The following is a 25608-nucleotide window of genomic DNA, read 5'->3' on the forward strand; positions in this document are numbered from 1 at the left end:
ATGACGACACCTTCCCCGAACTCATCCGTCGCGCGCGCGTTCTCGCGTCATCGCTACAACCTGCTGGACCTGGTGCTGCTGGGCGCGGCGGTCGCGACCTTCTTCCTGGCCGACCTGTACCTGGCCCTGGCCACCGCCGTGCTGATCATGATCGTGTTCGCGCTGTCGCTGGACATCGCGCAGGGGTACGGCGGCATCGAGACCCTGGGCCACGCGGCCTTCTTCGGCACCGGCGCCTATGCCGCCGGCCTGTACGCCATGCACGTGTCGCCCGAGCCGATCTCGGGCCTGTTCGTGGGCATGGCGGCGGCCGCCGTCGTGGGCTTGCTGTCCGGCCTGGCCGTGCTGCGCACCGCGGGCCTGACCCAGATCATGCTGACCCTGGTCTGCGCGACGCTGCTGCTGGAGCTGGCCAACGTGGCCAAGCCGCTCACCATGGGCGACGACGGCCTGACCGGCTATTCGGTCGCCCCGGTGCTGGGCCTGTTCCAGTTCGACATCGAAGGCCGCACCGCCTACTGGTACGCGCTGGCGGTGCTGGTGCTGGTCTACGCCTTCTGCAAGTTCCTGGTCAGCTCGCCGCTGGGCCTGACGGCGCAAGGCGTGCGCGAGAACCCCACGCGCATGGCGCTGCTGGGAGTGCCGGTGCGCCGGCGCCTGCTGACGCTGTATGCCATCTCGGCCGCGCTAGGCGGCGCCGCGGGAGCGCTGTCGGCGCAAGTCAACAACATCGTCGGGCTGGACAGCCTGGGCTTCACCATGTCGGCCAACGTGCTGGTCATGCTGGCGCTGGGCGGCACGGGCCGGCTGTACGGTGCCTTCCTGGGGGCCATCGTCTTCATGCTGCTGGCCGACCGCGCGGCGGCGCTGGACCCGACCAACTGGCTGGCGGCCCTGGGCGTGCTGCTGATCGTCGTCGTGCGCTTCGCGCCCACCGGGTTGTCGGGCTGCCTGGCGCGGTGGACGAGCAGGGAGGGCACGCAATGAGCGCCGCTCCGCTGCAACTCGTGGGCCTGTGCAAGCAGTACGGTGCGCTGAGCGTGACCCGCGACGTCAACCTGACGCTGGAAGCGGGTGCCCGGCACGCGCTGATCGGCCCCAACGGCGCGGGCAAGAGCACGCTGGTGCACCAGATCACCGGCGTGATCCGGCCCAATGCCGGCAAGGTCCTGCTGGAAGGGCGGGACGTCACCGCCATGCCGGCCGAGCAGCGCGTCAAGCTCGGGCTGGCGCGTACCTTCCAGATCAATTCGCTGTTCAACCACCTGACCGTTGCCGAGAACATCGGCCTGGCGCTGTCCGCGCATCGCGGCCTGGACGGCCGCATCGGGCGCCCGTTGCCGGCGCGTCCGGCGTTCGTCGAGGAAGCCGTGGAGTGCCTGCGCGAACTCGGGCTGCTCGACCTGGCGGGCAGGCGGGTGAGCGAGCTGGCCTACGGCCAGCGCCGCCAGATCGAGATCGCGCTGGCCCTGGCGCTCAAGCCGCGGGTGCTGCTGCTGGACGAGCCGGTGGCCGGCGTGCCGTCGACCGAGGGCAAGCGCCTGTTCGAACTGCTCGAGCGCCTGCCGCGGGACGTGGCCGTGCTGGTGATCGAACACGACATGAGCCTGGTGTTCCGCTTCGCGCGGCGCATCACCGTGCTGGTCGAGGGAGCGGTGCTGCTCGAGGGCGGCGTGGACGAGGTCCGGACGGATCCGCGCGTGCGCGACGTCTACCTGGGAAAGCGGGGGCATCATGACTGAGCGGGTACTGGAACTGCGCGACCTGAGCGCGGGCTATGGCGAGACCGTGGTGCTGGAAGACGTATCGCTGCACGTGGACGCCGGCGAGGCGCTGGCGCTGCTGGGCCGCAACGGCGTGGGCAAGACCACGCTGCTGACCACCCTGCTGGGGCTGAACACCGTGCACGGCGGCAGCGTGCGCTACGCGGGCCAGGACATCGCCGCCTGGCCGGCGCACGTGCGCGCGCGCAAGGGCCTGGGCCTGGTGCCGCAGGAGCGGGAGATATTCCCGTCGCTGACCGTGCAGGAGAACCTGACCGTGGCCGCCACGGCGGGGACCTGGAGCCTGGAGCGGGTGTACGAATTGTTTCCACGGTTGGCGCAGCGGCGGCGCAACCTGGGCTACCAGTTGTCGGGCGGCGAGCAGCAGATGCTTGCGATCGGCCGCGCGCTGATCGGGAACCCCAGGGTGCTGTTGCTGGACGAACCCTTCGAGGGGCTGGCACCGGTGATCGTCGATGCCCTGGTCGATGCGTTCGGCAAGCTGCGCGAGGGCGGGGCGCTGTCCATCGTGCTGGTCGAGCAGCATGCGGAACTGGCGCTGGACCTGACCGAGCGCGCCGTGGTGCTGGACCGGGGACGCATCGTCTGGCAGGGCGCCAGCCCCGATCTGCGCGGCGATCCGGAGCGGCTGGCGTCCTTGATAGGTTTGGAGGAAGTGCAATGAGCAGTCTGTCGAATCCGCCCCTGGTGCTGCTGCCGGGCCTGCTGTGCGATGCCGCCGTCTGGGAGGACCAGCGCACGCGCTTCGGCGCGCAACGCGAGTGCCAGGTGCCGGACTACGGTACGCTGGATACGCTCACGGCCATGGCCGAGCATGTGCTGCAACACGCGCCGGCCGACCGCTTCAACCTGGCCGGCCATTCCATGGGGGGCCGCGTCGCCATGGAGGTCACGCGCCTCGCGCCCGAGCGCGTGCTGCGCCTGGCGCTGATGGACACCGGCTACCAGGGTCTGGCCAAGGGCGTGGCGGGCGAATCCGAGCGCGCCGGACGGCTGGCGCTGCTCAAGACCGCGCGCGAACAGGGCATGCGCGAGATGGGGCGGGTCTGGGCGCGCGGCATGGTGCACCCCGACCGGCTGGACGGGCCGGTGTTCGAAGCCGTGCTCGACATGATCGAACGCCGCACCCCCGAGGTGTTCGAGGCGCAGATCCATGCCCTGTTGAACCGGCCCGACGCCTCGGGCCAACTGGCCGGCATCGCCTGCCCGACGCTGGTGCTGTGCGGCCGGCAGGACACCTGGAGCCCCCTGTCGCGCCACGAAACCCTGGCCGCCGCGATCCCGGGCGCGACGCTGGTCGCCATCGAGGATGCCGGCCACATGACCACGATGGAGCAACCCGGCGCGGTCAACGAAGCGCTGGCGCAATGGCTGCGGGCGGAGGCCCGCCACTGATTTCGCAACTCTTCGCGCGGGGCCTCGCGGTCCGCGGCGCGAAGTCATCACTGAGGAGACTCACATGTCGTCCAATCGCGGTGTCGTCTACGTAGGTCCCGGCAAGGTCGAGGTGCAAGGCATCGCCTTCCCCGAACTGGTGAGTCCGGCCGGCAAGTCCATCGAGCATGGCGTCATCCTCAAGGTGCTTTCCACCAACATCTGCGGTTCGGACCAGCACATGGTGCGCGGCCGGACCACCGCGCCGGCGGGGCTGGTGCTGGGCCACGAGATCACCGGCGAGGTGCTCGAGGCCGGACGCGACGTCGAGACCCTGAAGAAGGGCGACATCGTCTCGGTGCCGTTCAACGTGGCGTGCGGCCGCTGCCGGCTGTGCAAGGAACAGCAGACCGGCGTCTGCCTGAACGTGAATCCTTCGCGCGCCGGCGGCGCCTACGGCTACGTGGACATGGGCGGCTGGATAGGCGGGCAGGCCGAGTACGTCATGGTGCCGTACGCCGACTTCAACCTGCTGAAATTCCCCGACCGCGACCAGGCCCTGGCCAAGATCCGCGACCTGACCTGCCTGTCGGACATCCTGCCCACCGGCTATCACGGGGCGGTCACGGCGGGCGTGGGGCCGGGCAGCACCGTGTACGTGGCCGGCGCCGGACCGGTGGGCCTGGCGGCGGCCGCCTCGGCCCGCCTGCTGGGCGCGGCGGTGGTCATCGTGGGCGACGTGAATCCCGCGCGGCTGGTGCATGCGCGCAAGGTGGGCTTCGAAACCGTGGACCTGTCGAAGGATGCCCCGCTGGGTGACCAGATCGCCCAGATCCTGGGCGTGCCCGAAGTGGACAGCGCGGTCGACGCGGTGGGCTTCGAGGCCCGCGGCCATGGACACGAGGGCGCCCGCCACGAGGCGCCGGCCACCGTGCTCAATTCGCTGATGGAAGTCACGCGTGCCGCCGGCAAGATCGGCATTCCCGGCCTGTACGTGACGGACGATCCCGGCGGCGTGGACAAGGCCGCCCAGCATGGCTCGCTCAGCATCCGCCTGGGCCTGGGCTGGGCCAAGTCGCACAGCTTCTTCACGGGCCAGACGCCGGTGATGAAGTACAACCGCGCGCTGATGCAGGCCATCCTGTGGGACCGCATCAAGATCGCCGAGGTCGTGGGCGTGGAAGTCATCACGCTGGACGAGGCGCCCAAGGGCTATGCCGAATTCGATGCCGGCGTGCCCAAGAAATTCGTCATCGATCCGCACGGGCAGTTGCCGAAGGCGGCCTGACCATCCTGGAAGCGGGCCTCGTGCCCGCTGCGCCATCCTAGGGAATGTACCGAGGCCCACGGCGCCCGCCAACGATTGACGTTGGGGGCGCCGTGTTTCATTATTCTCCTGCAATTCACCAAAACGTGAATTAAGCGCGGATGACAAGGTTCGGTCTCCGCGCCGCACCGGTTGCATGCGTATAAAGACACCGCACCAGGAGACAACCATGAACTTCGTCCGCGCCGCAGCACTCGCTCCGGTATCGTGCCTGATCGCCCTGGCCCACGCGCCGGCCGGCGCCCAGGATGCCGCCTACCCCACCAAGCCCATCCGCGTGATCGTGCCGTTCACGGCGGGCAGCACGACCGACATCATCGCCCGCGCCATCTCCGACAAGCTCGGCGCCAGCCTGGGCCAGACGGTGGTGGTCGAGAACCGCGCCGGGGCCGGCGGCACCATAGGCGCGGCCCAGGTCGCCCAGGCCGCGCCCGACGGCTACACGATCCTGATCCATTCCTCGTCGCATACGGTCAATCCGTCCACCTTCGCCAAGCTGCCGTTCGATACGGTGAAGGACTTCGCGGGCGTGACGCCGATCTCGACGCTGCCCAACGTGCTGGTGATCGCGCCGTCCAAGAACATCAAGTCGCTGTCGCAGTTGCTGTCGGCCGCGCGCAGCCGCCCGGGCAGCCTCAACTACGCGTCATCCGGCACCGGCAGCGCCACGCACCTGAACGCCGAACGTTTCCGGCTGCAGGCCAAGATCGACGCCACGCACATTCCCTTCAAGGGTTCGCCCGAGGCCGTGTCCGAAGTCATCAGCGGTCGGGTCGACTACTACTTCTCGCCCGTGGCGCCGGTCATCGGCCAGATCAAGGAAGGCCATCTGGTGCCGCTGGCGGTCGGATCGCCGCGCCGCTCCAGTATCCTGCCCGAGGTGCCGACCACGGCGGAAGCGGGCGTGCCGGGGTCCGAGTTCAACTTCTGGATAGGCATGATGGTGCCGTCCAAGACGCCGCGCCCCATCGTCAACAAGCTGCAGGCCGAGGTCGCCAAGGCGCTGGCCACGGAAGAGGTCAAGACGCGCTTCGCCGCGGTGGGCGCCGATGCCTTTGTGCTGACGCCCGAGAAGTTCGACGCCTACATCAAGGATGAAATCGAGTCGAACGCCCAGCTCGTGAAGGCGGCAGGCATCGAGCCGATGTAAGGCGTGCTAGGGGATGGCCGGGTGGGGCCAGAGCGCGTTGCGGTCGATGTCCCGCAGCGTGCGGCAGCCCGCCAGGGCCATCGCGATCTCGAACTCGGTGCGCAGCATGTGCAGCACGTGGATGACGCCCACGGCGCCGGCCGCCGCCAAGCCATGCAGGTAGCCCCGGCCGACCATGACGGCGGTGGCGCCCAGCGCCAGCGCCTTGAAGACGTCGGTGCCGCGCCGGATGCCGCCATCCATCAGGACGGGCAGGCGGCCAGCCACTTCGGCCACCACCCAGGGCAGGGCCTCCAGCGTGGCGGGCAGGGTGTCCAGGCCGCGCCCGCCGTGATTGGACACGACGATGGCGGCGGCGCCGGCCTCGATCGCCAGCCGCGCATCGGCCGGCGCCAGGATGCCCTTGAGCGCCACGGGCAGCCGGGTGGCCGAGCGCAGCCAGGCAATGTCGTCCCAGGACGGCGCCCCGTCCAGCGCTCCGCTGCCGAAGATGGCGCTTTCCCCGGCCCGCGCCACCGCGCCCGCCATGGGACGCATGCCACGCAGGTTGACGGCCTCGACGTCCGCCGGCAGCCGGAAGCCGTGCCGTTGTTCGCCGTTGCGCACGCCATTGACGGGCGCGTCCACCGTGACCACCAGCGCGCGATAGCCGGCGGCCTCGGCGCGCCGGACCAGCCGCAGGGTGTCGTCGCGCTCGCGCTGGAAATACAGCTGGAACCACAGCGGCGCCTCGGCCGCGCGCGCCATGTCCTCGAGCCCGACGCTGGCCTGCGTGCTGGCCACCATGACCGTCTTCATGGCGGATGCCGCCAGCACGCTGGCCAGTTCGCCCTGCGGATGCGCCAGTTTCTGGTAGGCCACCGGGGCGAGCAGGATGGGGAAAGGCAGCGGTGTGCCCAGCAGGTCGAGTCCGGTGCCGCCGCCCGTCAGGTCGCGCAGCACGCGCGGCTGTATGCGTAGGCGCGCATAGGCCTCGAGGTTGGCGCGCAGCGTGTGTTCGTCGGCCGCGCCGCCCGACAGGTAGGCCCAGGCGGCGTCGCTCATGCGCTCCCGCGCGTAGTCCTCGTAGTCGGCCACGGCGGCGATCTGCGGGGGAATCTGCGTCAGGGGGGGCAGGGGCATGTCGGCTCCGGGGCGCCCGCTCAGGTCTGCGACCATTGCCGCAGCAGGTTGTGATAGATGCCGGTCAGCTGGACCACGGCGTCGCTGCCCGGGACTTCGCGGGACAACTGCTGGATGGCCGTGTCCATGCGGTACAGCGTTTCGCGCTGCGTCTCGTCGCGCACCAGGCTCTGCACCCAGAAGAAGGCCGAGACGCGGGCGCCGCGGGTCACGGGGGTGACCCGGTGCAGGCTGGTGCCGGGATAGATCACGAGGTGGCCGGCGGGCAGCTTGACGCGGTGGGCGCCGTAAGTGTCCTCGACCACGAGTTCGCCGCCGTCGTAGTCTTCCGGCGGCGTCAGGAACAGGGTGGCCGAGATGTCGGTGCGCACGCGGTGGGCGCTGCCGGGCAGGCTGCGGATGGCGTTGTCGATGTGGCTGCCGTAGTTGCCGCCGCCTTCGTAGCGGTTGAAGGCCGGCGGCAGTACCTTCAGCGGCAGCGTGGCGGAAATGAACAGCGGGTTGGCGCCCAGCGCGTCCAGGATCTGGTTGCCCAGTTGCGCGCCCAGCGGATCATCATGGGCCAGTTGCCGGTTGTGCTTGGCGTGGACCGCCATGTGCCCGGCCGTGGCGCGGCCATCGACCCAGGCGGCGCCCGCCAGCGCCTGGCGGCAGCGCGCCACCTGCTCGGCCGTCAGCACGTCGGGAAGGGTCAGCATCATGACGGAGTATCCTCGTGGGGTATCCCGGCAAGTTTACCCTTGCCGCCCACCCAGGAGCCCCGCATGTCCGCCGAGATGCCCGATCTGCAATCCCTCTGGATGCCCTTCACCGCCAACCGCCAGTTCAAGGCCGCGCCCCGGCTGCTGGTGTCGGCCAAGGGCATGTACTACGCCGATGCCGACGGCCACCGGATCCTGGACGGCACGGCCGGGCTGTGGTGCTGCAACGCGGGGCATGGGCGCGAGGAAATCATCCAGGCCGTGCACGCGCAGATGCGCGCGCTGGACTATGCGCCGCCCTTCCAGATGGGGCATCCGCTGGCCTTCGAGGCGGCGCGGCGGCTGGCCGCGCTGATGCCGGCGGGCCTGGACCGCATCTTCTTCACGAACTCGGGATCCGAGTCGGTCGACACCGCGCTCAAGATCGTGCTGGCCTACCATCGCGCGCGCGGAGAAGGCCAGCGCATGCGTTTCATCGGTCGCGAGCGGGGCTATCACGGCGTGGGATTCGGCGGCTTGTCGGTGGGCGGTATCGGCGCCAACCGCAAGGCCTATGCGGGCAACCTGATGCCGGGCGTGGACCACCTGCCGGCCACGCTGAACATCGCCGAAGCGGCGTTCACGCGCGGGCAGCCGGCCTGGGGCGCGCATCTGGCCGACGACCTGGAACGGCTGCTGGCCTTGCACGATCCTTCCACGGTGGCGGGGGTCATCGTCGAGCCCATGGCCGGCTCGGCGGGCGTGATCGTGCCGCCGGTCGGCTACCTGGAACGCCTGCGCGAACTGTGCACGCGCCACGGCATACCGCTGATCTTCGACGAAGTGATCACCGCCTTCGGCCGGCTGGGCGCGGCCACCGCGGCGCAGCGCTTCGGGGTGACGCCGGATCTGCTGACGATGGCCAAGGGCGTCAACAATGCCGCCATCCCCATGGGCGCGGTGGCGGTGTCGCGGGAGATCCACGACACGATCATGGCGGCGGGGCCGGACAACGCGATCGAGCTTTTCCACGGCTACACCTATTCGGGACATCCCGCCGCGGCCGCCGCCGCGCTGGCCACGCTGGACCTGTACGAGAAGGAAGGGCTGTTCGCGCGGGCGGCAAGACTGGAGCCGGTGTTCGAGTCGGCCGTGCACGGCCTGCGGGCAGCGCCGCACGTGAAGGACATCCGCAACATCGGGATGGCGGCGGCGATCGAACTGGAACCGCGCGCGGGACAGCCCGGGGCGCGCGCCTACGAGGCGTTCCTGGCCTGCCTGAAGGCGGGAGTGCTGGTCCGATTCACGGGAGACATCCTGGCGTTCTCGCCGCCGCTCATCATCGACGAAGAGCAGATAGGCGTGCTGTTCTCCGTGGTGAAGACGGCGCTCGACTCCGTGCGGTAGCGCCCCACGACCCAGGATGCGGTGGATCCGGCTCCGCCGGTCAGGGAAGCACACCCCCAAGCGGCCTTTGGCCGCTCCCCCTCAAGGGGGCGGCACTGGCGGACCGGCAAAGCCGGATCCGCGGCGCCCTGGGCCTAGTACCCGTTTCTTGGTACGCCACACCGTTGCTACCGCTGGCAGCCAGCGAAGCACAGGTGCCCCAACCCAAGATAAAGGCACTAGACCCAGGATGCGGTGGATCCGGCTTTGTCGGTCCACCCGCATCGCCCCCTGGGGGGCGCCCGTCAGGGCGTAGGGGGGGGGCTATTAGCTACTATAGTCCGGCTGTTTGGCCGGCACGGCCTGCTGGAAGGCCGGCTGCCGCTGGCAGTGCTCGTACACCGCCATCACCCGCGGGTAGGCCGAGGTATCGCAGCCCATGCGCTGGGCGTTGCCGACCTGGGGGACCAGGCAGCAGTCGGCCAGCGTGGGGGCGTCGCCGAAGCAGTACGGGCCGGAGCCGTGCGCCTGGAGCAGGCGTTCGACCGCGGCCAGGCCGTCCTGGATCCAGTGGTCGTACCAGGCCTTCTTCTGTTCCTCGGTCACGCCGATGACGTCGGTGAGGTACTTCAGGATGCGCAGGTTGTTGACCGGATGAATGTCGCAGGCGATGGCCAGCGCGACCTCGAGCACGCGGGCGCGCTGCATCTTGTCCTGCGGGATCAGGCGCGGCTCGGGGTAGGTGGCGTCGAGGTAGTCGAGGATGGCCAGCGACTGCCCCAGTTGCACCTCGCCGTCGACCAGCAGCGGGACGTTGGCCGAGGGGTTCCTGGCCACGTAATCCGCCGCGCGGTGCTCCAGCTTGCGGATGTTGACGCCGTGGTACTCGTAGGCCAGGCCCTTGAGCGCCAGCGCGATGCGGACCCGGTACGAGGTCGAGCTGTTGAAGAAGCTATAGAGTTCCATGTCGGCTCGTCCGGCCTCAGACCACGCGGACCTTCAGTTCGCCCAGGCCGGCCACGCCGCCTTCCATCAGATCGCCCTTGACCACGGGGCCCACGCCTTCGGGGGTGCCCGTGAAAATCAGGTCGCCCGGTTCAAGGCGGAAGTACTTGGACAGGTAGGCCACCGTTTCCGCGATCGACCAGATCAGCTTGGAAGTATCGCTGCGCTGCTTGTCCTGGCCGTTGACCTTGAGCCACAGCTCGGCCTTGTCCATGTCGCCGACGTCGGCGGCCTTGTGCAGCGGCGCGGTGGGCGCGCTCTGGTCGAAGGCCTTGCCGAGTTCCCAGGGGCGGCCGACTTCGCGCATCTTGATCTGCAGGTCGCGGCGGGTCATGTCCAGGCCGACGGCGTAGCCCCAGACGTGGCTCAGCGCCTGTTCGACCGGGATGTTGGAGCCGGACTTGCCGATGGCGGCGACCAGTTCGATCTCGTAGTGGAAGTTCGAAGTCTCGGACGGGTAGGGCAGGTCCAGGGTCGTGCCGTAGGGCACGGCCACCACGGCGTCGGCCGGCTTGCAGAAGAAGAACGGCGGCTCGCGGTCGGGGTCGAAGCCCATTTCACGCGCGTGGGCGGCGTAGTTGCGGCCGACGCAGTAGACGCGGCGCACGGGGAATTGTTCGTTGCTGCCGGCGACGGGCAGCGTGGTGATCGCTTCGGGTTGGAAGACGTACGACATGGGCGGGTAACCTTTGGGGGAAGGATGGGAAAAGGGATCAGGCGATGCGCTCTTCGCGCAGCAGCCCCAGCGCGGCCTGCACCGGACGATCAGAATAGCTGAAGAGCACCGCGTCTTCGAGCGCGGCCAGTTGCACCGGCTTCCAGGGCGGGACCGAGAACACGTCGCGCGGGCCGAACTGGAAGACTTCGTCGCCGATGCGCACGCTGCCCTGGCCTTCGACCACGCTGAACACCGTGGAGTCCGAGGTGCGGTAGGTCTTGCCCTGGAAGCCGGCCGGCAGCCATTGCATGAAGGTCGCCATGGTGGGCATGGGGTAGCCGCCGGTGGCCGGGTTCACGTAGCGCAGCTTGACGCCGTCCCAGGGGTCGAGTTCGCCGCGGCGCGCCAACTGGTCGAGGGCCTCGCGCGAGCGTTCGTAGGGATAGTTGAAGATGGGCGAGGAGGTGCCGCTGAAGGTGTGGCGCACCGGCGCCATGTTGTAGCCGTAGCGGGCGAAGCTGTCGCCCTCGGGGCGCATGACGGGCTGCGAGGCCTCGGGATAGTTTTCGGCGAAGCCGGCGTCCAGCGAACGCAGCAGCGGGATGTCCAGGCCGTCGAGCCACACCACCGGCTCGCCGCCTTCGGCTTCGGTGGGGTTGCCGTGGTCGTGCCAGGTCCAGGACGGCGTGATGATGAAATCGCCGGGATGCATGGTGGTGCGCTCGCCGTTGACGGCCGTGTAGGCGCCCTTGCCTTCGACGATGAAGCGCAGCGCGGACTGGGTGTGGCGGTGGCTGGGGGCGATCTCGCCGGGCAGGATCAGTTGCAGGCCCGCGTACAGCGTCTGGGTGATGGCCGACTGGCCCTTCAGGCCGGGGTTCTCCAGGATCAGGACCCGGCGCACGGCTTCCTCGGCGCTGATGATGGAGCCCGATTCCATGACGTCGGCGCGCAGTTTCTCGTATTTCCAGATCGCCGGCACGCACTGCGGCTGCGGCTGGGGCGGAACGAGGGTGTGCAGGGATTCCCACAGCGGGCTCAGGTTCTTCTGCGCGATGCGGTCGTAGTAGTCGCGGCGCGCGGCATCGGGAGCGGTCTTGTCGAGCATGGATGTCTCCGTGTCAGGCGGGACGGCGCGGAGTGCCCCCGCAACCGTGGTTTCGGCCATTGTATGCGTCGAGGTATGCAAAACGATATGAAATTATCTTATCAACCATATCAATAAGAATATGTCTTGCTGTGTCAGGGCCAGCCGCCCTGGCCGGCGAAGAGCACCATTCCGGTGTCCGCCTGGCGCCCCGGGATGGCGCACCTGGGGCCCGGACCTGGTGCGCGGCGCAGCCACCGATGGCCATTCCCGCGTGCACGATGAGCGTGCATCGGCGCCCGGTACGGCCCTTGCTTGAGCAAGGACGGATGCTGCCAGGAACGAAGGTGCCCATGCTGTCCTACGACGAAATGCAGTTCGAGACCGGTGCCGTGCGCCGGCACTACAAGCGGTTCTGCGCCTGGCTGGACCGCCAGAGCGGCGACAACCTGGCCAGGAAGCGCGCCGAGGCCGACCTGGTGTTCAGGCGGGTCGGCATCACCTTCGCGCTGGGAGGCGATGCCGGCGATGTGGAGCGCCTGATACCGTTCGACCTGATCCCGCGCATCATCCCGTCCGACGAATGGGAACTGCTGCAGCGGGGCATGGCGCAGCGGGTGCGGGCGCTGAACATGTTCATCCACGATGTCTACCACGAGCGCCACATCGTGCGCGCCGGCGTGGTGCCCGCGGAGCAGGTCTACACCAATGCCCAGTACCGTCCCGAGATGCAGGACGTGGACGTGCCGCGCGACATCTACGCGCATGTGGCGGGGGTGGACATCGTCAAGGCCGGGGGGGACAGCGGCGGCACGTTCCACGTGCTGGAGGACAACCTGCGGGTGCCGTCGGGCGTGTCCTACATGCTGGAGAACCGCAAGATGATGATGCGGCTCTTTCCGGAGTTGTTCGTGCAGAACCGGATCGCGCCGGTGGCCCACTACCCGGACCTGCTGCTGGAGAACCTGCGTTCGGTGGCGCCCATGGGCGTGGACGATCCCACTGTCGTCGTGCTGACGCCGGGCATCTACAACTCGGCCTACTTCGAGCATGCTTTCCTGGCCCAGCAGATGGGCGTGGAACTGGTGCAGGGCAGCGACCTCTTCGTGGCCGACAATACCGTGTTCATGCGCACCACGCGCGGGCCGCAGCGCGTGGACGTGATCTATCGCCGGCTGGATGACGACTTCCTGGATCCGCTCGCCTTCCGCGCCGATTCGGCGCTGGGGGTGCCGGGGCTGCTGTCGGTGTACCGCGTGGGGCGGGTCACGCTGGCCAATGCCATCGGCACGGGCGTGGCCGACGACAAGTCCATCTATCCCTTCGTGCCCGACATGATCGCCTTCTACCTGTCGGAAGAACCCATCCTGCAGAACGTGCCGACCTGGCAATGCCGCAAGCCGGACGAGCTCTCGCACGTGCTCGCGCACCTGCCGGAACTGGTGGTCAAGGAGGTGCACGGCGCGGGCGGCTACGGGATGCTGGTGGGCCCGACGGCCAGCCGCGCCGAGATCGAGGCCTTCCGCGCCCGCCTGCTGGCCAGGCCGCACGGCTACATCGCCCAGCCCACCCTGGCGCTGTCGACGTGTCCGACCTTCGTCGAGCAGGGCGTCGCGCCGCGCCATATCGACTTGCGGCCGTTCGTGTTGTCGGGCCGCAATGTCGCCATGGTGGCCGGCGGACTGACCCGGGTCGCGCTGCGAGAGGGGTCGCTGGTCGTGAATTCCTCGCAAGGCGGGGGAACCAAGGACACCTGGGTGCTCGATTCCGCCGAAGGCGCCGCCGAGGAGAATGTCGCATGCTGAGCCGCACCGCCGATCATCTGTTCTGGATGGCCCGCTACATGGAGCGGGCCGAAAATACCGTCCGCATGCTGGACGTGACCATGAAAGCGCTGCTGCTGCCGCAGACCGACGAAAGCGCCCTGCGCAGCCAACGGGCCGTGTTGGCGATCTCCGAGCTGGACGAGATCTTCGCCGGCCGCTACGACGCGGTGACGGCGGACAACGTGCTGCGCTTCATGGTGGCCGATCCCGGCAATCCTTCCAGCATCCTGTCGTGCCTGCGCGCCGCCCGCGAGAATGCGCGCGCGGTGCGGGGCGCGCTGACGACCGAGTCGTGGGAAACCATCAACCACACCTGGCTGGACTTCAATCGTCAGATCGACGAAGGCATGCTGGCGGTGGACCCGGATTCGGTGTTCGAGTGGGTCAAGTTGCGGTCGCATCTGTCGCGCGGCGTGACGCTGGGGACGGCGCTCAAGGACGAGGCCTTCTATTTCACCCAGCTGGGAACGTTCCTGGAGCGCGCAGACAATACCGCGCGCATCCTGGACGTGCGCTTCGCCGACGGCTCGCGGGGTTCGCGCGCGTTCGCCGGGGCCCAGCTCGACGACTTCTATTACTGGACCTCCATTCTGAGTTCCGTGTCGGGGCTGGAGATCTATCGCCAGGTCTATCGCGACGTACTGGTCCCCGAGCGTGTGGCCGAATTGCTCATCCTGAATCCATCCATGCCGCGGTCGCTGCTCGCATCGCTCGAACATGTGTGCGAAAACCTCGCCATGCTCAGGACCGACAACTCCCGCGACTGCGAGCGCGAGGCCGGCAAGCTGCGCGCCGAATTGCTGTATGCCGAGATACGGCCCATCCTGGCGCGCGGCCTGCACCAGTACCTGACCGAGTTCCTGGGGCGGATCGCGATCCTGGGCAACAGGATCAGTTCGGCCTTCCTCCTGCCCTTGACCGCCTGACGGGGTGTCCCATGCGTCTGTTCATCCACCACGAGACCACCTATCGCTACGATGCGCCGGTGCACTATTCCATCCAGCAATTGCGGCTGGTGCCGGGGTCCGGCCCGGCGCAGGTCGTCGTCCATTGGGATCTGCACGCACCCGGCAAGCTCGACGCGGCCACGGACGCCTACGGCAATGCGGTCCGGATGCTGGTCATGACGCGGCCCCTGTCGGAGATGCGATTCGTCGTGCGCGGCGAGGTCGAGACGACGACGCTGCGCGACGGCCGGCTGGAGGAAGGGCCGGGACGCATCCCGCTCGAGCATTTCACCTGCGCGACGCGCCTGACCGAGGCCGATGCCGCCGTGGGCGACCTGGCCCGCGGCTGCGGGGCGCTGGACCGGCCGGCGGCCTTGCTCGAGCTGGCAGGGCATATCCAGGAGCGCGTCGCCTACCGGTCCGGAATCACTCAGGTGACCAGCACCGCGGCCGAGGCGCTGGCGCTCGGGCAGGGGGTCTGCCAGGACCATGCCCACCTGTTCATCGCCTGCTGCCGCGCCCAGGGCGTACCTGCCCGCTATGTCAGCGGCTACATCGATCCGGGCGACGTTCCGCATGCGGCCAGCCATGCCTGGGCCGACGTCTGGCTGGATGGCGGCTGGGTATCCGTGGATGTGACCCACGGCCGCTATGCTTCCGGTCCTTATTGCCGTATCGCGGTCGGCGCCGACTACGACCGCGCCGCGCCGGTCCGTGGCATGCGCGTGGGCGGCGGCGGGGAGGCGATGGCGGTCGATGTCAGGGTGGGGGCGGAGCAATAGCCCGAGTCCGGCCAGGGCCTGCCCATCCATGCGCCGGCCGGCCGCCGGCGCTAGAATCGCTGTATATTCCGACCAACGTGATGCCGGTATGACCTATTGTGTGGCGACGCGCGTGGACCAGGGGCTGGTGTTCCTGGCGGACACGCGCACCAACGCGGGCGTGGACCACGTCAGCACCTTCCGCAAGATGACCGTGTTCGAGCAACCCGGCGAGCGCGTCTTGGTGCTGCTGACCGCCGGCAATCTGGCATTGACCCAGTCGGTCGTGCAGCTCCTGTCCGAGCCGTCCGATCCGGAACTGCCCACGCCATGGAACGTGCCCAACATGTTCGAGGCGGCCTGCCTGGTGGGGCGGGCGGTGCGCGAAGTCCACCGCATGCACGGCAGCGCGCTGGGCGATTTCAATATCGAGTTCAATTGCAGCTTCGTGCTGGGTGGCCAGATCGCCGGGCAGCCCATGCGGCTGTTCCAGATCTACGCGGCCGGCAATTTCATCGAGGCCTCGACCATGAGCCCGTACTTCCAGATCGGCGAGGCCAAGTACGGCAAGCCCATCCTGGACCGGGTGCTGACGCCGTCCATGCCGCTGGACGAGGCGGCCAAATGCGCGCTGATCTCGATGGACTCCACGCTGCGTTCCAATGTGTCGGTCGGCCTGCCGCTGGACTTGCTGGTGTACGAGAAGGACAGCCTGCGCGTGACCAAGTTCGCGCTGATCGACCACGACAACGACTACTTCAGGATGATCCATTCGTCGTGGGGGGAGCGGCTCCGGCAGGTGTTCGCCGAGATCCCCGATCCACAATGGGCGCCGGTCTCGGCGCTGCCCCTGGGCAAGTCGCCGATGCGTTCCGAACCGCCGCTGGCGGCGGGGCACGGCCCCTACAAGTCGGTGCACGAGCCCGCCTCGGCGCAGACCCTGGCGCAGGCGCAGGGCGGGCAGGCCGAGCCGGATTAGGAACCGGCCCTAACCGATGGGCGTCAGCGCGTTCTCCAGCGCCTGGGCGGTAAGCGGCCGCGAGAACCAGAATCCCTGCGCTTCGTCGCAGCCCAGTTCGCCCAGCCGCCGGGCGTGGGCGGCGGTCTCCACGCCTTCGGCGGTGACCTTGATGCCCAGCGCGTGGGCCATGCCTATGATGGCGCTGATGATGGCGTCGCCGTTCTTGACGGACGAAATCGCCCGCACCAGCGAACGGTCGATCTTGATGCGGTTGACCGGGAAGCGCGCCAGGTAGGCGAAGCTGGAATAGCCGGTGCCGAAGTCGTCGATGGCGATGGCCACGCCCAGCTTGCGCAGGCTTTGCAGCGTATCCGAGACCTGGCGGGTGTTGTCCAGCAGCAGCCCTTCGGTGATCTCCAGTTCGAGGCAGCCCGGCGGCAGGTGCCAGCGTTCCAGGGCGGAGGCGACCACGCCGTACAGCTTGCGGTCGCGCAACTGGGTGGGAGAAATGTTGATGGCCATGCACGGCGACTGGCCGAACTTGGCATGCAGGCGCACCGCCTGCTGGCAGGCGCTATCGATTACCCATGCCCCCAGTTCGTCCATCAGGCCCAGGTCTTCCGCCATGGGGACGAATTCGGCGGGGCCCACGGCGCCAAGCCGCGGATGCTGCCAGCGCAGCAGGGTTTCGGCGCGGGTGATGTGGCCGGAGCGCAGATCGACCTGAGGCTGGTAGGCCAGCGAGAACTGGCGCGTTTCCACCGCTTCGCGCAGCAGGGTTTCGAGATGGTTGCGGCGCGCCGATTGCGTCTGCATGCCGAAGTCGAAATGGCGGGCGGTTCCGCCGCCGCTGCGGCTGGCGGCATGCAGGGCCAGCAGGGCCCGCTGCAGCAGCGCCCGGGCGTCGTTGCCGGCGGTGGGATGGGAACTGACCCCGATGCTGGCGCTGACGTGCAGGGTCGCCGACGCGAAGGGGATGGGACGGGAGACCTCGGCCATCAACGCGGCCTCGCGTTCGGCCGACAGCGTGTTGCGGCCGGTGGAGATCATGACGAACAGCGATCCGCGCATCAGCCCGAGCACGTGTTCGTCGCCGCACAGACGCTTCAGGCGAGCCGCCACCTGCTTGATGGCAGTGTCGGCGGCGGCATGGCCGAGGGTGTCGCGCAGCTTGCGCAGGTTGTCCAGTTCCAGCAGCACCAGCAGGACCGGATCGCTGCTGGCTTTCGCCCGTTCCAGCGCCAGCCCCAGGCGTTCTTCCAGCAGTTCCTGGTTGGGCAGGCCCGTCAGGGGATCGTGGTGCAGCAGGTGCCAGAGCTGCAGGCCATTGCGCGGGCGGCGGGAATTGTCGAAGACCGTTCCCACGTAGCCGGCGGTCTGGCCGTCGGCCTGGGTCAGCCGGCTCAGGGCCAGCGTGACGGTGACGCGGGCGCCGTTGCGGCGCATGTAGGTCCAGTCGGCTTCCGTGCCCTGGCTGGCGATCATTTCGGAATCGGGATGCAGGCCGACGATGTCGCGCACCGGCGGCGAAGCCAGCTCGCCCTGGCGCAGCGCCAGTTCGGACGGGTCGTGAAGGGCGTCGAAACGCAGCTTGCCGATCAACTGGCCGGCGGAATAGCCCGTGATGCGCTCGTAGGCGGGATTCACCATGGTGAACACGCCATGCGCATCGCACATGAATATGCCGCAGGGAGCCGACTGCATCGCCAGTTGATAGGCGGTGGCGGTCAATTGCTGGGCGGACCACGCCGTCGTGGCGCCCGCATCGTTGTGCACGGTCTCATTCCTCCACGACCAGGACATTCTGCCGTGCCGGTCCCGCCGGCACGGCATCTATTGAATCACAAGCGGCCAGGGCGCGGCAGGCGATGATGGCGCGGCGCCACGCTTTTTCAGGGATCTCCCGGAGTGGCGCGTTCCGGGCAGGCCGGCGCGGCCTCAGGCTTTCAGCCGGGCATCCATCGTGATCTGCGCGTTCAGCAGCTTGGACACCGGGCAGCCCGCCTTGGCCGCGTTGGCGGCTGCCTCGAAGGCGGCCTGGGCGGCGCCGGGAATGGCGGCCTCCACGTCCAGGTGGACCGCCGTGATCGAGAAGCCATCGCCCACCTTGTCCAGCGTGACCGTGGCCGTGGTCGCTATGCTTTCCGCCGTCATGCCCGCCTTGCCCAGCTCGGCGGACAGGGCCATCGAGAAGCAGCCGGCGTGGGCCGCGCCGATCAGTTCCTCGGGATTGGTGCCCTTGCCGCCCTCGAAGCGGGTATGGAAGCTGTAGGGCGTTTGCGACAGCACGCCGCTCTCGGTGCTGAGCGTGCCCTTGCCATCCTTGATGCCGCCTTTCCAGACGGCCGAAGCCGATTTCTTCATGAACGCCTCCTGGTTGACAGAGCCATCCAGCTTAACGCCGGGCCGCCGCCGCGGGCCGGGAAGGAATCGCAAGCGGCTGTAACGCCCTTCCCCGGGGGGGAGGGGCCCGTACAATCCAGGCGGTGCCACGGGACACGGACGGACATGACGCAGAACGAAGAAAACGGCGCGCCCGTGCCGCTGCGGGTGCTGCGCGCGGTGGCGGCGGTGGCCGAGGCCGGGGGCGTGACCCGGGCCGCCTCGATGCTGCACCAGTCGGCCTCTTCCGTGACCCGCGCGATCCAGGAGGCGGAGGCCCGGCTCGGCATACGGCTGTTCGACCGCGGTGCGCGCGGCATGGCCGCCACCGCGGCCGGCGAGATCCTGGCGCTGCGGGTGGCGCGGGCGACGGCCTTGCTGCGCGCGGCCGCGGACGGACTGCGGTTGCGCGGCGCGCCGGCATCGGTGATGGCGCTGCCACGGCTGGTCGGCGATACCTCGCTGGCGGCGCTGGCCTTGCGTGCCGAACATGCCACCGAAGGCGCGGCGGCAGAGGCGCTGGGCATTTCCCAGTCCGCGTTGCACCAGGCCCTGAGGCGGCTCGAACACCTGGCGAAACTCCCGCTGTTCGAGCGGACGCGGGTGGGCACGCGGCTCAACGAGTCGGGGCGCTGGCTCCTGTTGCACGGGCGCCGGGCGGTCGCCGAGATCCGGATCGGCCACGAGGAATTGGCGCGCTGGCGCGGCCTGGGGGGGCGGCGCGTATCGATCGGCTCGTTGCCCATGACCGGCGACGTGCTGGTGCCTCGCGCGGCCGCGTTAGCGATCGGCGCGGAATCCGACCTGTCGCTGGCCATCAAGGGCGGTACCTACGAGGCGCTGACCGAAATGCTGCGCGCCGCGGATATCGACTTCATCGTCGGCCCCCTGCGTGGTGCCACTCTTGCCGCCGACTTCGTCGAAGAGGTGTTGTTCGTCGACCGCTTCGTCGCGGTCGTGCGTGCCGGCCATCCGCTGCTGGCGCATCGCCGGCGTCCTTCGCTGCGCCAGATGGCGGCCTATCCCTGGGTGGGGCCCTTGCCCGGTACGCCGGCGCAGCGGGTATTCGACCGCTTGTTCGTCCAGGCGGGCATTCCGATGCCCGGTGTTTCCATCCAGGCGCACAGCACGGCGGTGGTGCGGTCGGTGCTGCTGTCCGGCAACCACGTGGCGCTTGTTTCCCCGCTGCAGGTCCGGGCGGAAGTGGAGGCCGGCCTCCTGGTCCACGCAAGCGGCCCCCTGGGTGGAACCGAGCGCGGCATAGGCATCACCCAGCGGCGCGACGCCTTGGCGTCCTCGGCCTGCCTGGCGGTCATGGAGGCATTGCGCCGGGCCGCGGCCGAGGCTGTCGATACGCCTGGGAATAAGTAGAACGCAACGCAGGATCCCCAACACGCAAGGCTGGGCCCGCATCGGCATCGGCACAGTTCGTATACTGCCCGGCAAGGAAGATCTTCGTCGACGCGCCACCGCTGACGCGCTGCGCGATCGCCGGACATGATGACAAGACAAGGGGGAACACGGTATGGCGAATAGCTTGCACGCAACGATTTGCATGATGATTGCCGGCCTGGCGGCCGCCGGCGCGGTCCACGCGCAGGATGCCGCCGGCAATTATCCGAACCGGCCGCTGCGGCTGGTGGTGCCCTTTACGCCGGGCGGCTCCACCGACATCCTGGGACGCACCATTGGCCAGCAGTTGAACCAGGCCTGGGGCCAGGCCGTGGTGGTCGAGAACGTGCCGGGCGCCGGCGGCAGCATAGGCGCGGACAAGGTCGCCAAGGCCCCGGCCGACGGCTACACATTGTTGATGGGACATATCGGCACCTTGGCCGTGACGCCGTCGCTGTACGCCAAGCTGCCCTACGACCCGATCAAGGCCTTCGCCGCCGTGGCCTGGGTGGCGCGCGTGCCCAACGTGCTGGTGGTGCATCCCTCGGTCCGGGCGAAGAACCTGCAGGAGCTGGTCGCCTATGCCAAGGCCCATCCCGACGCGATCAACTATGGATCCGGCGGCAACGGCAGCGCCGCCCATATCGCCACCGAATATCTCAAGCTGCAAAGCGGGGCGAGCATGCAGCACGTGCCCTACAAGGGCACCGCACCGGCGGTCAACGATCTCGTCGCCGGCCACATCAAGCTCATGTTCACCGGCGTGCCCGCGGTGATCGCGCAGATCAAGGCCGGCCAGTTGAGGCCGATCGCGGTGTCCTCGCCCCAGCGCGTCAAGATGCTGCCCGAGGTGCCCACCGTGGCCGAGAGCGGCTATCCGGGCTTCGAGGCGGATCAGTGGTATGGCGTGGTCGCGCCGGCGGGTACGCCGCGCGAAGTGGTGGCCAAGCTGAACAAGCAGATCAACCAGTCTTTGTCGTCGCCCGAGATCGAGCAACGCCTGGCCAGCGAAGGCGCCGAGGCCACGCCCAATCCGCCCGAGGTCTTTGCCAAACTGATCAACGCCGAGATCGCCCGCTGGCGGCCGGTGATCGAGAAGGGCGGCGTCAAGGTGGATTGATCGTTCTTTCCGCAGCGATTGGACCAAGGGCCCGGCGTGTTCGCGTCGGGCCCTTGTTGCGTTGCCGATACGCCTGCCGTCATGCCGCTGTCACCCGATGACGCGGGAGCCGCGATAGATCGGCCCGGGCCGGCAGTCTGCCCGGGCTTCGGTGGAAAGCGTTACATCTGAGAAGGTAAAACATTCGCGAAAATCGGCTGGCAGCGAAGGCCATGGATTAAGCTTTGCCCAACCTCACTTCAAATGGAGGGCATGATGCTCGAGTGGCTTCGCAGGTGGGTACTGAGTCACGCCCCGACCCCGGAAAGAGAAGCGGAGAAGGCGCTGAACGAGGCGCGGCTGGCGCTGTACCGCGCCGAGCAGCGGGTGCGCGATGCGATCATGTACGCGGAGTACTACCGCGAGCGGGTCAGCTTCCTGAAGCGGGTCAAGGAAGAAGGTATCGAGAACGTGACCGACGTGCGGGCCATGCGCCCGTATGCGGCGCAGGCAGGGAGTTCGCAGGCGACGCTGCGGCTGCATCCGAAGGCGGTCACGAACGAGTAGCGGGTAGCTGGCGCGTCGGTGGGCCGACGCAAAAAAGCCTCCGCTTGGGAGGCCTTTTGCTGCAACCATCGGAAGATGGTTGGTAGGGTGGGAGGGACTCGAACCCTCGACTCTCTGATTAAAAGTCAGATACTCTAACCAACTGAGTTACCACCCCACGTACTCACGGAATTCGCCGCTCGATCAACTGAGCTTGCGACCCGAAGCCCAAAATTATGGCAACCTGAAGACGCTTTGTCAAATGAAAAGGGCCGGTATATCCGGCTCTTTGGCTTTTGAGCGCGCGCCGCGTCACTTCAGCAGTTCAAGACGATCCTTCGCGGTCTGCGCGGCGGGCACGCCCGGATAGTCGCGCACGATGCGTTCGAGCGTGGTACGCGCACCGCGCCGGTCGTTCAGTTCGACCTGGCTGCCGGCGATGACCAGCAGCGCGTCGGGCGCGCGGACGTTGGTGGGGAAGTTCTTGACCAGCGCCTGCTGCTGCGTGATGGCCGCCTTGTAGTCCTTGAGCGCGTAGTGGCTGCTGCCGACGTAGAACTGCGCGGCTGGTGCGTACGGGCTCTGGGGGTACTGGCGGACGAAGTTCGACAGGGCGGGGATGGCGTCGGCGTAGTTGCCGTTGCGGAACAGGTCGATGGCGGCGTCATAGGCGCGCTTTTCGTCGGCGCCCACGGTGGCCTGCTGGCCGTCTATCGAGGCCGTCTGGGGTTCGAGGCGCTTGAGGCGCGTGTCGAGGTCCAGGTAGATGTCCTTCTGGGCCTGCTGGGTGTCGGCCACCTGCTTGGTCAGGATTTCGATCTGACCGCGCAGGCGGGCGATTTCCTGCTGCAACTGCTCGATCTGCGAGGCAAGCTGCAACTGGCTGCGCTGGCTCTGGGCCAGGTCGTCGGCCAGCTTGCGGCCTTGCTGATCGGAGCGCTCGCGCACTTCCTTGCGCAGGTCGATGATGGCCTGGCGCGCCTCGTCGTCGGAGAACAGGGCCGCGTGGGCCGAGAAACCCGTCAAGCTGGCGCCGATGCAGGCGGTGGCGGCCAGCAGCCGGAGGCGGGAAGTGCGGAGCGTCATGAGGGCGGATCCTTAGCGGTAGGCGATGTCGGCGCGGCGGTTCTCGGCGCGCGAGGCTTCATCCGTGCCGGTGGACTTGAGCTTTTCCTTGCCGAAGCTGATGGCTTCGACCTGGTCGTCGCGCACGCCCAGCAGCACCATCATGCGGCGCACGGCTTCGGAGCGGCGCTGGCCCAGGGCCAGGTTGTACTCGCTGCTGCCGACGTCGTCGGTGTTGCCCTCGATCACGACCTTGCGGTTGCGGTTGTTGTTCAGGAAGCGCGCGTGGTTCTCGACGATGGGACGGTACTGGTCCTTGACGGCGTAGCTGTCGAAGTCGAAGTACACCGAGCGCTGGGCCAGCACGCCCTTGGGATCGTTCAAGGGATCCAGGCCTTGCTGGGTGGTGTCGACGCGGGCGACGCCGCTGGTGTTGGCGCCGGTGTTCTGGCCGGAGCGGTCTTCGACCGGGACGTTGCTGCTCTCATCGAGCTTGACGGGGCTGCTGCAAGCCGAGACTACCGCGACAACGCTCGCCACGACGAACATTTTGAATGCACGAGTAGACATGATTTTTCCTTGGGTTCCGAGGGACGATAGTGGGTTGGAAAAGACGATGACCAGACCGAAACGTGATCCTAAAGTGTCACATGAGCCCCACGGCACGCAAGGTTGCAAGACGTGACAACGATGCGAGGCCGCGACAGCGGGGCCTGTTTCAGATAATCAATTGTTCAGGAAAGGCCCCCAGGTGGGTTCGCGTACATCACCGTTGAGCACCGACAGAGTCTGGGTAACGCGACCGTCGCTCGAAACCGCAGCCAGCACACCGCGGCCGGACTGCGATGTTGCATAAAGAATCATCTTTCCGTTGGGGGCAAAGCTGGGGGATTCGTCCCGGCCGCCGTTGGTGAGGACGAGCTCATTACCGGTGGCGAGGTCTAGGGAAGCTATCTGGAAGCCGGCGCGGCGGGTGACGTACAGCAAGGTTTTGCCATCAGGCGACAACTGGGGAGAAATATTGTAAGTCCCTTTGAACGTGACGCGCTCGACTTGATTGTTGTCCACGTTCAGCCGGTAGATCTGCGGGCTGCCGCCGCGGTCGCTGGTGAAGAGAATGCCGCGGCCGTCGGGCGTGAAAGTGGGTTCCGTGTCGATGCCGGGAGACTGCGTCAGCCGGCGCAGGCCCGAGCCGTCGGCGTTCAGCATGTACAGCTGGGACAGGCCGTCACGGGTCAAAACGACCGCCAGGCGGTTACCGTCGGGCGCCCAGGCCGGAGCGCTGTTGTTACCTTTGAAATTGGCAACCGGTATCCGTTGACCCGTGGTGATAGTGTGCACATACACAACAGGTTTGCGCGATTCGAAGCTCACGTAGGCCAGGCGGGTGCCGTCGGGCGACCAGGCGGGCGAGATGATGGGTTCGCGCGAGCGCAGCGCGGTCTGGGCGTTCTGCCCGTCGGCGTCAGCGATCTGCAGTTCGTAGATGTTGTCGCGCTTGAGCACGTAGGCGATGCGTGTTGCGAAAATGCCACGATCACCGGTCAGCTTCTCGTAGATGCGGTCGGCGATCTGGTGCGCGGTGCGGCGCATTTCGTTCGCGCCCGAGGCGAAGGCCACGCCGTCGATCTGGGCCTGCTTGACCGTATCGACCAGGCGATAGCGCACGTCGTAGCGGCCGTCGCCGGTGCGTTGCACGCTGCCCACGGCCAGCGCGTCGGCGCCGCGGGTCTTCCAGGCGGCGAAGCCGATGACGGCCGAGTCCGACAGCGGGGTGTCGCCGGCATCGATGATGCGGAACAGGCCGGTGCGGTTCAGGTCGGCGCGGATGATTTCCGCGATCGCCTTGCCCTGCGGGTCGGCCGATTCGAAGTTGGCGATGGCCACCGGGTACTGATTGGCGCCGGCGCCCGAGATCTGGACGGTGAGCTGGGCGCGGGCCGGAGCGGAGCCCAGGGCGAAAGCCGCCGCGGCCAGCGCCGCGGCGCATTGCAGGAGCCGCCGTCCTAGCCGGTTGCCGAGGTCACGCAGGCGAGCGCTGCCGGACAGGGCGGACGAGGGGGGGAAAGCGGGATTTGCAAATGTCATCAGTCGAACATCCGATATTGAACTTCTATGTTGGACTCGTATCGGCCGGAAGACGGCCGCGGGAAGGGGTCGCAACGCCGGATACCGGTCTCGACCGCGCGATCGAAAGCCGGTGAACCCGAAGAGCGGACGAGGCGCGGCGCGCCCGCCTGTTCCCCGGTGGGTAGCAACTGGACCCGGAACACGGCCGTGGGGTTCCCGTCGGAGGAACTGCCACTTGCACTATAAATGACTCCGGGTTTGATGCAAGCGCGCACCAGGTCCGCATAGCCGGGATCGCCCCCGCCGCCGCCCGCCTGGTTGCGGCTGGCGGTGCCGCCCTCGCGTCCGCCTTCCAGGCCGGCCGCGCGCGCGGTGTCGTTGCGGAAGGCCTCGCGCAGCTTGCGGTCGCGCTCGGCCTGGGCCTTCTTGTCGGCCGCAGCCTTCTTGTCGGCGGCGGCTTTGTCGGCCGCGGCTTTCTTTTCGGCCGCGGCCTTGTCGGCGGCCAACTGGTCGGCCTTCTTCTTGTCGGCCTCGCGTTGTTCGGCTTCCTTCTTTTCTTGCGCGCGCTTGTCGGCCAGTTTCTTTTCTTCCAGCTTCTGCAGTTCGCGCTTGCGCTCGGCCTCGCGCTCCTCGGCCTCGCGCCGTTCAGCCTCGCGGCGCTTCTTTTCCTGCTCGATGGCGATGTCGGGCTTCTCCTGCGTCACCTTGGGTTCGGGCGGCGGAGGCGGCGGCGGGGGAGGCTTGACCGGCTCGGGTTCCGGTTCGGGCGTGGGGGTGGGCGGCTCGGGCTGGTTGGGCGCGGGCAGCGCCGTCCACAGTTCGGCCTGGACCGGACCCGGCGAGCGCCGGTTCCAGTCCAGGCTGAAGATCAGGGCGGCGGCCAGCAGCAGGTGCATCAGCACCGCCAGGCCGAAGGATTTCCATTTGCCGGGTTCCGGCGGTCGTCGGAGAGGTCGGTTGGATCGGTCGTTGGGCGCCATGGGCAA

At 68.1% G+C, this 25608-nt stretch carries 25 protein-coding genes and 1 tRNA gene; 14 read left to right on the plus strand and 12 right to left on the minus strand.

What is annotated here, in order from left to right:
• The 6 genes from EV675_RS24045 to EV675_RS24070 all read left to right on the plus strand — a co-directional run bounded on the left by EV675_RS24045 (window position 1) and on the right by EV675_RS24070 (window position 5635).
• Window positions 1-987 (plus strand): branched-chain amino acid ABC transporter permease, encoded by a 987-nt coding sequence (locus EV675_RS24045; protein WP_130360743.1) that lies wholly within the window; start codon window positions 1-3, stop codon window positions 985-987.
• Window positions 984-1742: an ABC transporter ATP-binding protein gene (locus tag EV675_RS24050; protein WP_130360745.1), complete on the plus strand. Its 759-nt coding sequence runs from the start codon at window positions 984-986 to the stop codon at window positions 1740-1742. The genes EV675_RS24045 and EV675_RS24050 overlap by 4 nt, the downstream gene beginning before the upstream one ends.
• Window positions 1735-2448 carry an ABC transporter ATP-binding protein gene (locus EV675_RS24055; RefSeq protein ID WP_130360747.1) on the plus strand — a complete coding sequence of 238 codons (714 nt, stop codon included), beginning with the start codon at window positions 1735-1737 and terminating at the stop codon, window positions 2446-2448. Before EV675_RS24050 ends, EV675_RS24055 begins: the two co-directional genes overlap by 8 nt.
• Window positions 2449-2453: 5 nt before the next feature.
• Complete coding sequence (locus tag EV675_RS24060; protein ID WP_130361917.1) at window positions 2454-3179, plus strand: alpha/beta fold hydrolase; 726 nt, start codon at window positions 2454-2456, stop codon at window positions 3177-3179.
• Window positions 3180-3243: 64 nt separating this feature from the next.
• Window positions 3244-4446, plus strand: coding sequence for a formaldehyde dehydrogenase, glutathione-independent (fdhA, locus tag EV675_RS24065; protein ID WP_130360749.1), 1203 nt, complete (start codon window positions 3244-3246; stop codon window positions 4444-4446).
• A gap of 208 nt (window positions 4447-4654) precedes the next feature.
• Entirely contained in the window at window positions 4655-5635 is a 981-nt protein-coding gene (locus EV675_RS24070) for a tripartite tricarboxylate transporter substrate binding protein (protein WP_130360751.1), read from the plus strand.
• Window positions 5636-5641: 6 nt separating this feature from the next.
• On the opposite strand, the gene EV675_RS24075 is transcribed toward EV675_RS24070, so the two are convergent.
• A complete protein-coding gene (locus tag EV675_RS24075) occupies window positions 5642-6757 on the minus strand; it encodes an alpha-hydroxy acid oxidase (RefSeq protein WP_130360753.1) in 1116 nt (371 codons plus the stop codon).
• Between the two features lie 20 nt (window positions 6758-6777).
• Complete coding sequence (locus EV675_RS24080; protein WP_130360755.1) at window positions 6778-7458, minus strand: Fe2+-dependent dioxygenase; 681 nt, start codon at window positions 7456-7458, stop codon at window positions 6778-6780.
• Window positions 7459-7521: 63 nt separating this feature from the next.
• Between EV675_RS24080 and aptA the strand changes: the two genes are divergently transcribed.
• Window positions 7522-8844 carry an omega-aminotransferase AptA gene (gene aptA, locus EV675_RS24085; protein ID WP_130360757.1) on the plus strand — a complete coding sequence of 441 codons (1323 nt, stop codon included), beginning with the start codon at window positions 7522-7524 and terminating at the stop codon, window positions 8842-8844.
• Window positions 8845-9150: 306 nt separating this feature from the next.
• Here the strand turns inward: aptA and maiA are convergent, their stop codons facing one another.
• The 3 genes from maiA to gtdA are packed head-to-tail and all read right to left on the minus strand — an operon-like array spanning window position 9151 to window position 11594.
• Window positions 9151-9789, minus strand: a complete 639-nt coding sequence (gene maiA / locus EV675_RS24090; RefSeq protein ID WP_130360759.1) for a maleylacetoacetate isomerase — start codon at window positions 9787-9789, stop codon at window positions 9151-9153.
• Between the two features lie 16 nt (window positions 9790-9805).
• Window positions 9806-10504, minus strand: a complete 699-nt coding sequence (locus EV675_RS24095; protein WP_130360761.1) for a fumarylacetoacetate hydrolase family protein — start codon at window positions 10502-10504, stop codon at window positions 9806-9808.
• 37 nt (window positions 10505-10541) lie between these two features.
• Window positions 10542-11594 carry a gentisate 1,2-dioxygenase gene (gtdA, locus tag EV675_RS24100; protein ID WP_130360763.1) on the minus strand — a complete coding sequence of 351 codons (1053 nt, stop codon included), beginning with the start codon at window positions 11592-11594 and terminating at the stop codon, window positions 10542-10544.
• Window positions 11595-11926: 332 nt separating this feature from the next.
• Between gtdA and EV675_RS24105 the strand changes: the two genes are divergently transcribed.
• From EV675_RS24105 to EV675_RS24120, 4 genes are all read left to right on the plus strand, one after another.
• Window positions 11927-13378 carry a circularly permuted type 2 ATP-grasp protein gene (locus EV675_RS24105; protein WP_130360765.1) on the plus strand — a complete coding sequence of 484 codons (1452 nt, stop codon included), beginning with the start codon at window positions 11927-11929 and terminating at the stop codon, window positions 13376-13378.
• Window positions 13372-14325, plus strand: a complete 954-nt coding sequence (locus EV675_RS24110; protein ID WP_130360767.1) for an alpha-E domain-containing protein — start codon at window positions 13372-13374, stop codon at window positions 14323-14325. Before EV675_RS24105 ends, EV675_RS24110 begins: the two co-directional genes overlap by 7 nt.
• Window positions 14326-14336: 11 nt before the next feature.
• Window positions 14337-15128, plus strand: coding sequence for a transglutaminase family protein (locus tag EV675_RS24115; RefSeq protein WP_130360769.1), 792 nt, complete (start codon window positions 14337-14339; stop codon window positions 15126-15128).
• An 88-nt stretch (window positions 15129-15216) separates the two neighbouring features.
• Entirely contained in the window at window positions 15217-16086 is an 870-nt protein-coding gene (locus EV675_RS24120) for a proteasome-type protease (RefSeq protein WP_130360771.1), read from the plus strand.
• 9 nt (window positions 16087-16095) lie between these two features.
• On the opposite strand, the gene EV675_RS24125 is transcribed toward EV675_RS24120, so the two are convergent.
• Window positions 16096-17844: a sensor domain-containing protein gene (locus EV675_RS24125; protein WP_165404750.1), complete on the minus strand. Its 1749-nt coding sequence runs from the start codon at window positions 17842-17844 to the stop codon at window positions 16096-16098.
• A 162-nt stretch (window positions 17845-18006) separates the two neighbouring features.
• Window positions 18007-18432 (minus strand): OsmC family protein, encoded by a 426-nt coding sequence (locus EV675_RS24130; protein ID WP_130360775.1) that lies wholly within the window; start codon window positions 18430-18432, stop codon window positions 18007-18009.
• 144 nt (window positions 18433-18576) lie between these two features.
• Here EV675_RS24130 and EV675_RS24135 point away from each other — a divergent pair, with 144 nt between their 5' ends.
• From EV675_RS24135 to EV675_RS24145, 3 genes are all read left to right on the plus strand, one after another.
• Complete coding sequence (locus EV675_RS24135) at window positions 18577-19821, plus strand: LysR family transcriptional regulator (protein ID WP_165404751.1); 1245 nt, start codon at window positions 18577-18579, stop codon at window positions 19819-19821.
• A gap of 184 nt (window positions 19822-20005) precedes the next feature.
• A complete protein-coding gene (locus EV675_RS24140) occupies window positions 20006-20962 on the plus strand; it encodes a Bug family tripartite tricarboxylate transporter substrate binding protein (protein ID WP_242621626.1) in 957 nt (318 codons plus the stop codon).
• A 255-nt stretch (window positions 20963-21217) separates the two neighbouring features.
• Entirely contained in the window at window positions 21218-21508 is a 291-nt protein-coding gene (locus tag EV675_RS24145) for a hypothetical protein (RefSeq protein ID WP_130360781.1), read from the plus strand.
• Window positions 21509-21588: 80 nt separating this feature from the next.
• Here EV675_RS24145 and EV675_RS24150 read toward each other — a convergent pair.
• The 5 genes from EV675_RS24150 to tolA all read right to left on the minus strand — a co-directional run bounded on the left by EV675_RS24150 (window position 21589) and on the right by tolA (window position 25602).
• A tRNA-Lys gene (locus tag EV675_RS24150) sits at window positions 21589-21665 on the minus strand.
• A 134-nt stretch (window positions 21666-21799) separates the two neighbouring features.
• The gene (gene ybgF, locus EV675_RS24155) at window positions 21800-22573 is read right to left on the minus strand and encodes a tol-pal system protein YbgF (protein WP_130360783.1); all 774 of its coding nucleotides are present in this window, start codon (window positions 22571-22573) and stop codon (window positions 21800-21802) included.
• Between the two features lie 12 nt (window positions 22574-22585).
• Complete coding sequence (locus EV675_RS24160; protein WP_130360785.1) at window positions 22586-23122, minus strand: OmpA family protein; 537 nt, start codon at window positions 23120-23122, stop codon at window positions 22586-22588.
• 156 nt (window positions 23123-23278) lie between these two features.
• On the minus strand, window positions 23279-24640 hold the full coding sequence (gene tolB / locus EV675_RS24165; RefSeq protein ID WP_130360787.1) for a Tol-Pal system beta propeller repeat protein TolB: 1362 nt from the start codon (window positions 24638-24640) through the stop codon (window positions 23279-23281).
• Window positions 24640-25602 (minus strand): cell envelope integrity protein TolA, encoded by a 963-nt coding sequence (tolA, locus tag EV675_RS24170; protein ID WP_130360789.1) that lies wholly within the window; start codon window positions 25600-25602, stop codon window positions 24640-24642. The genes tolB and tolA overlap by 1 nt, the downstream gene beginning before the upstream one ends.
• Between the last annotated feature and the right edge of the window lie 6 nt (window positions 25603-25608).

Origin of the sequence: Pigmentiphaga kullae, assembly GCF_004216695.1 — a bacterium.
GTDB classification, from domain to species: Bacteria; Pseudomonadota; Gammaproteobacteria; order Burkholderiales; family Burkholderiaceae_B; genus Pigmentiphaga; species Pigmentiphaga kullae.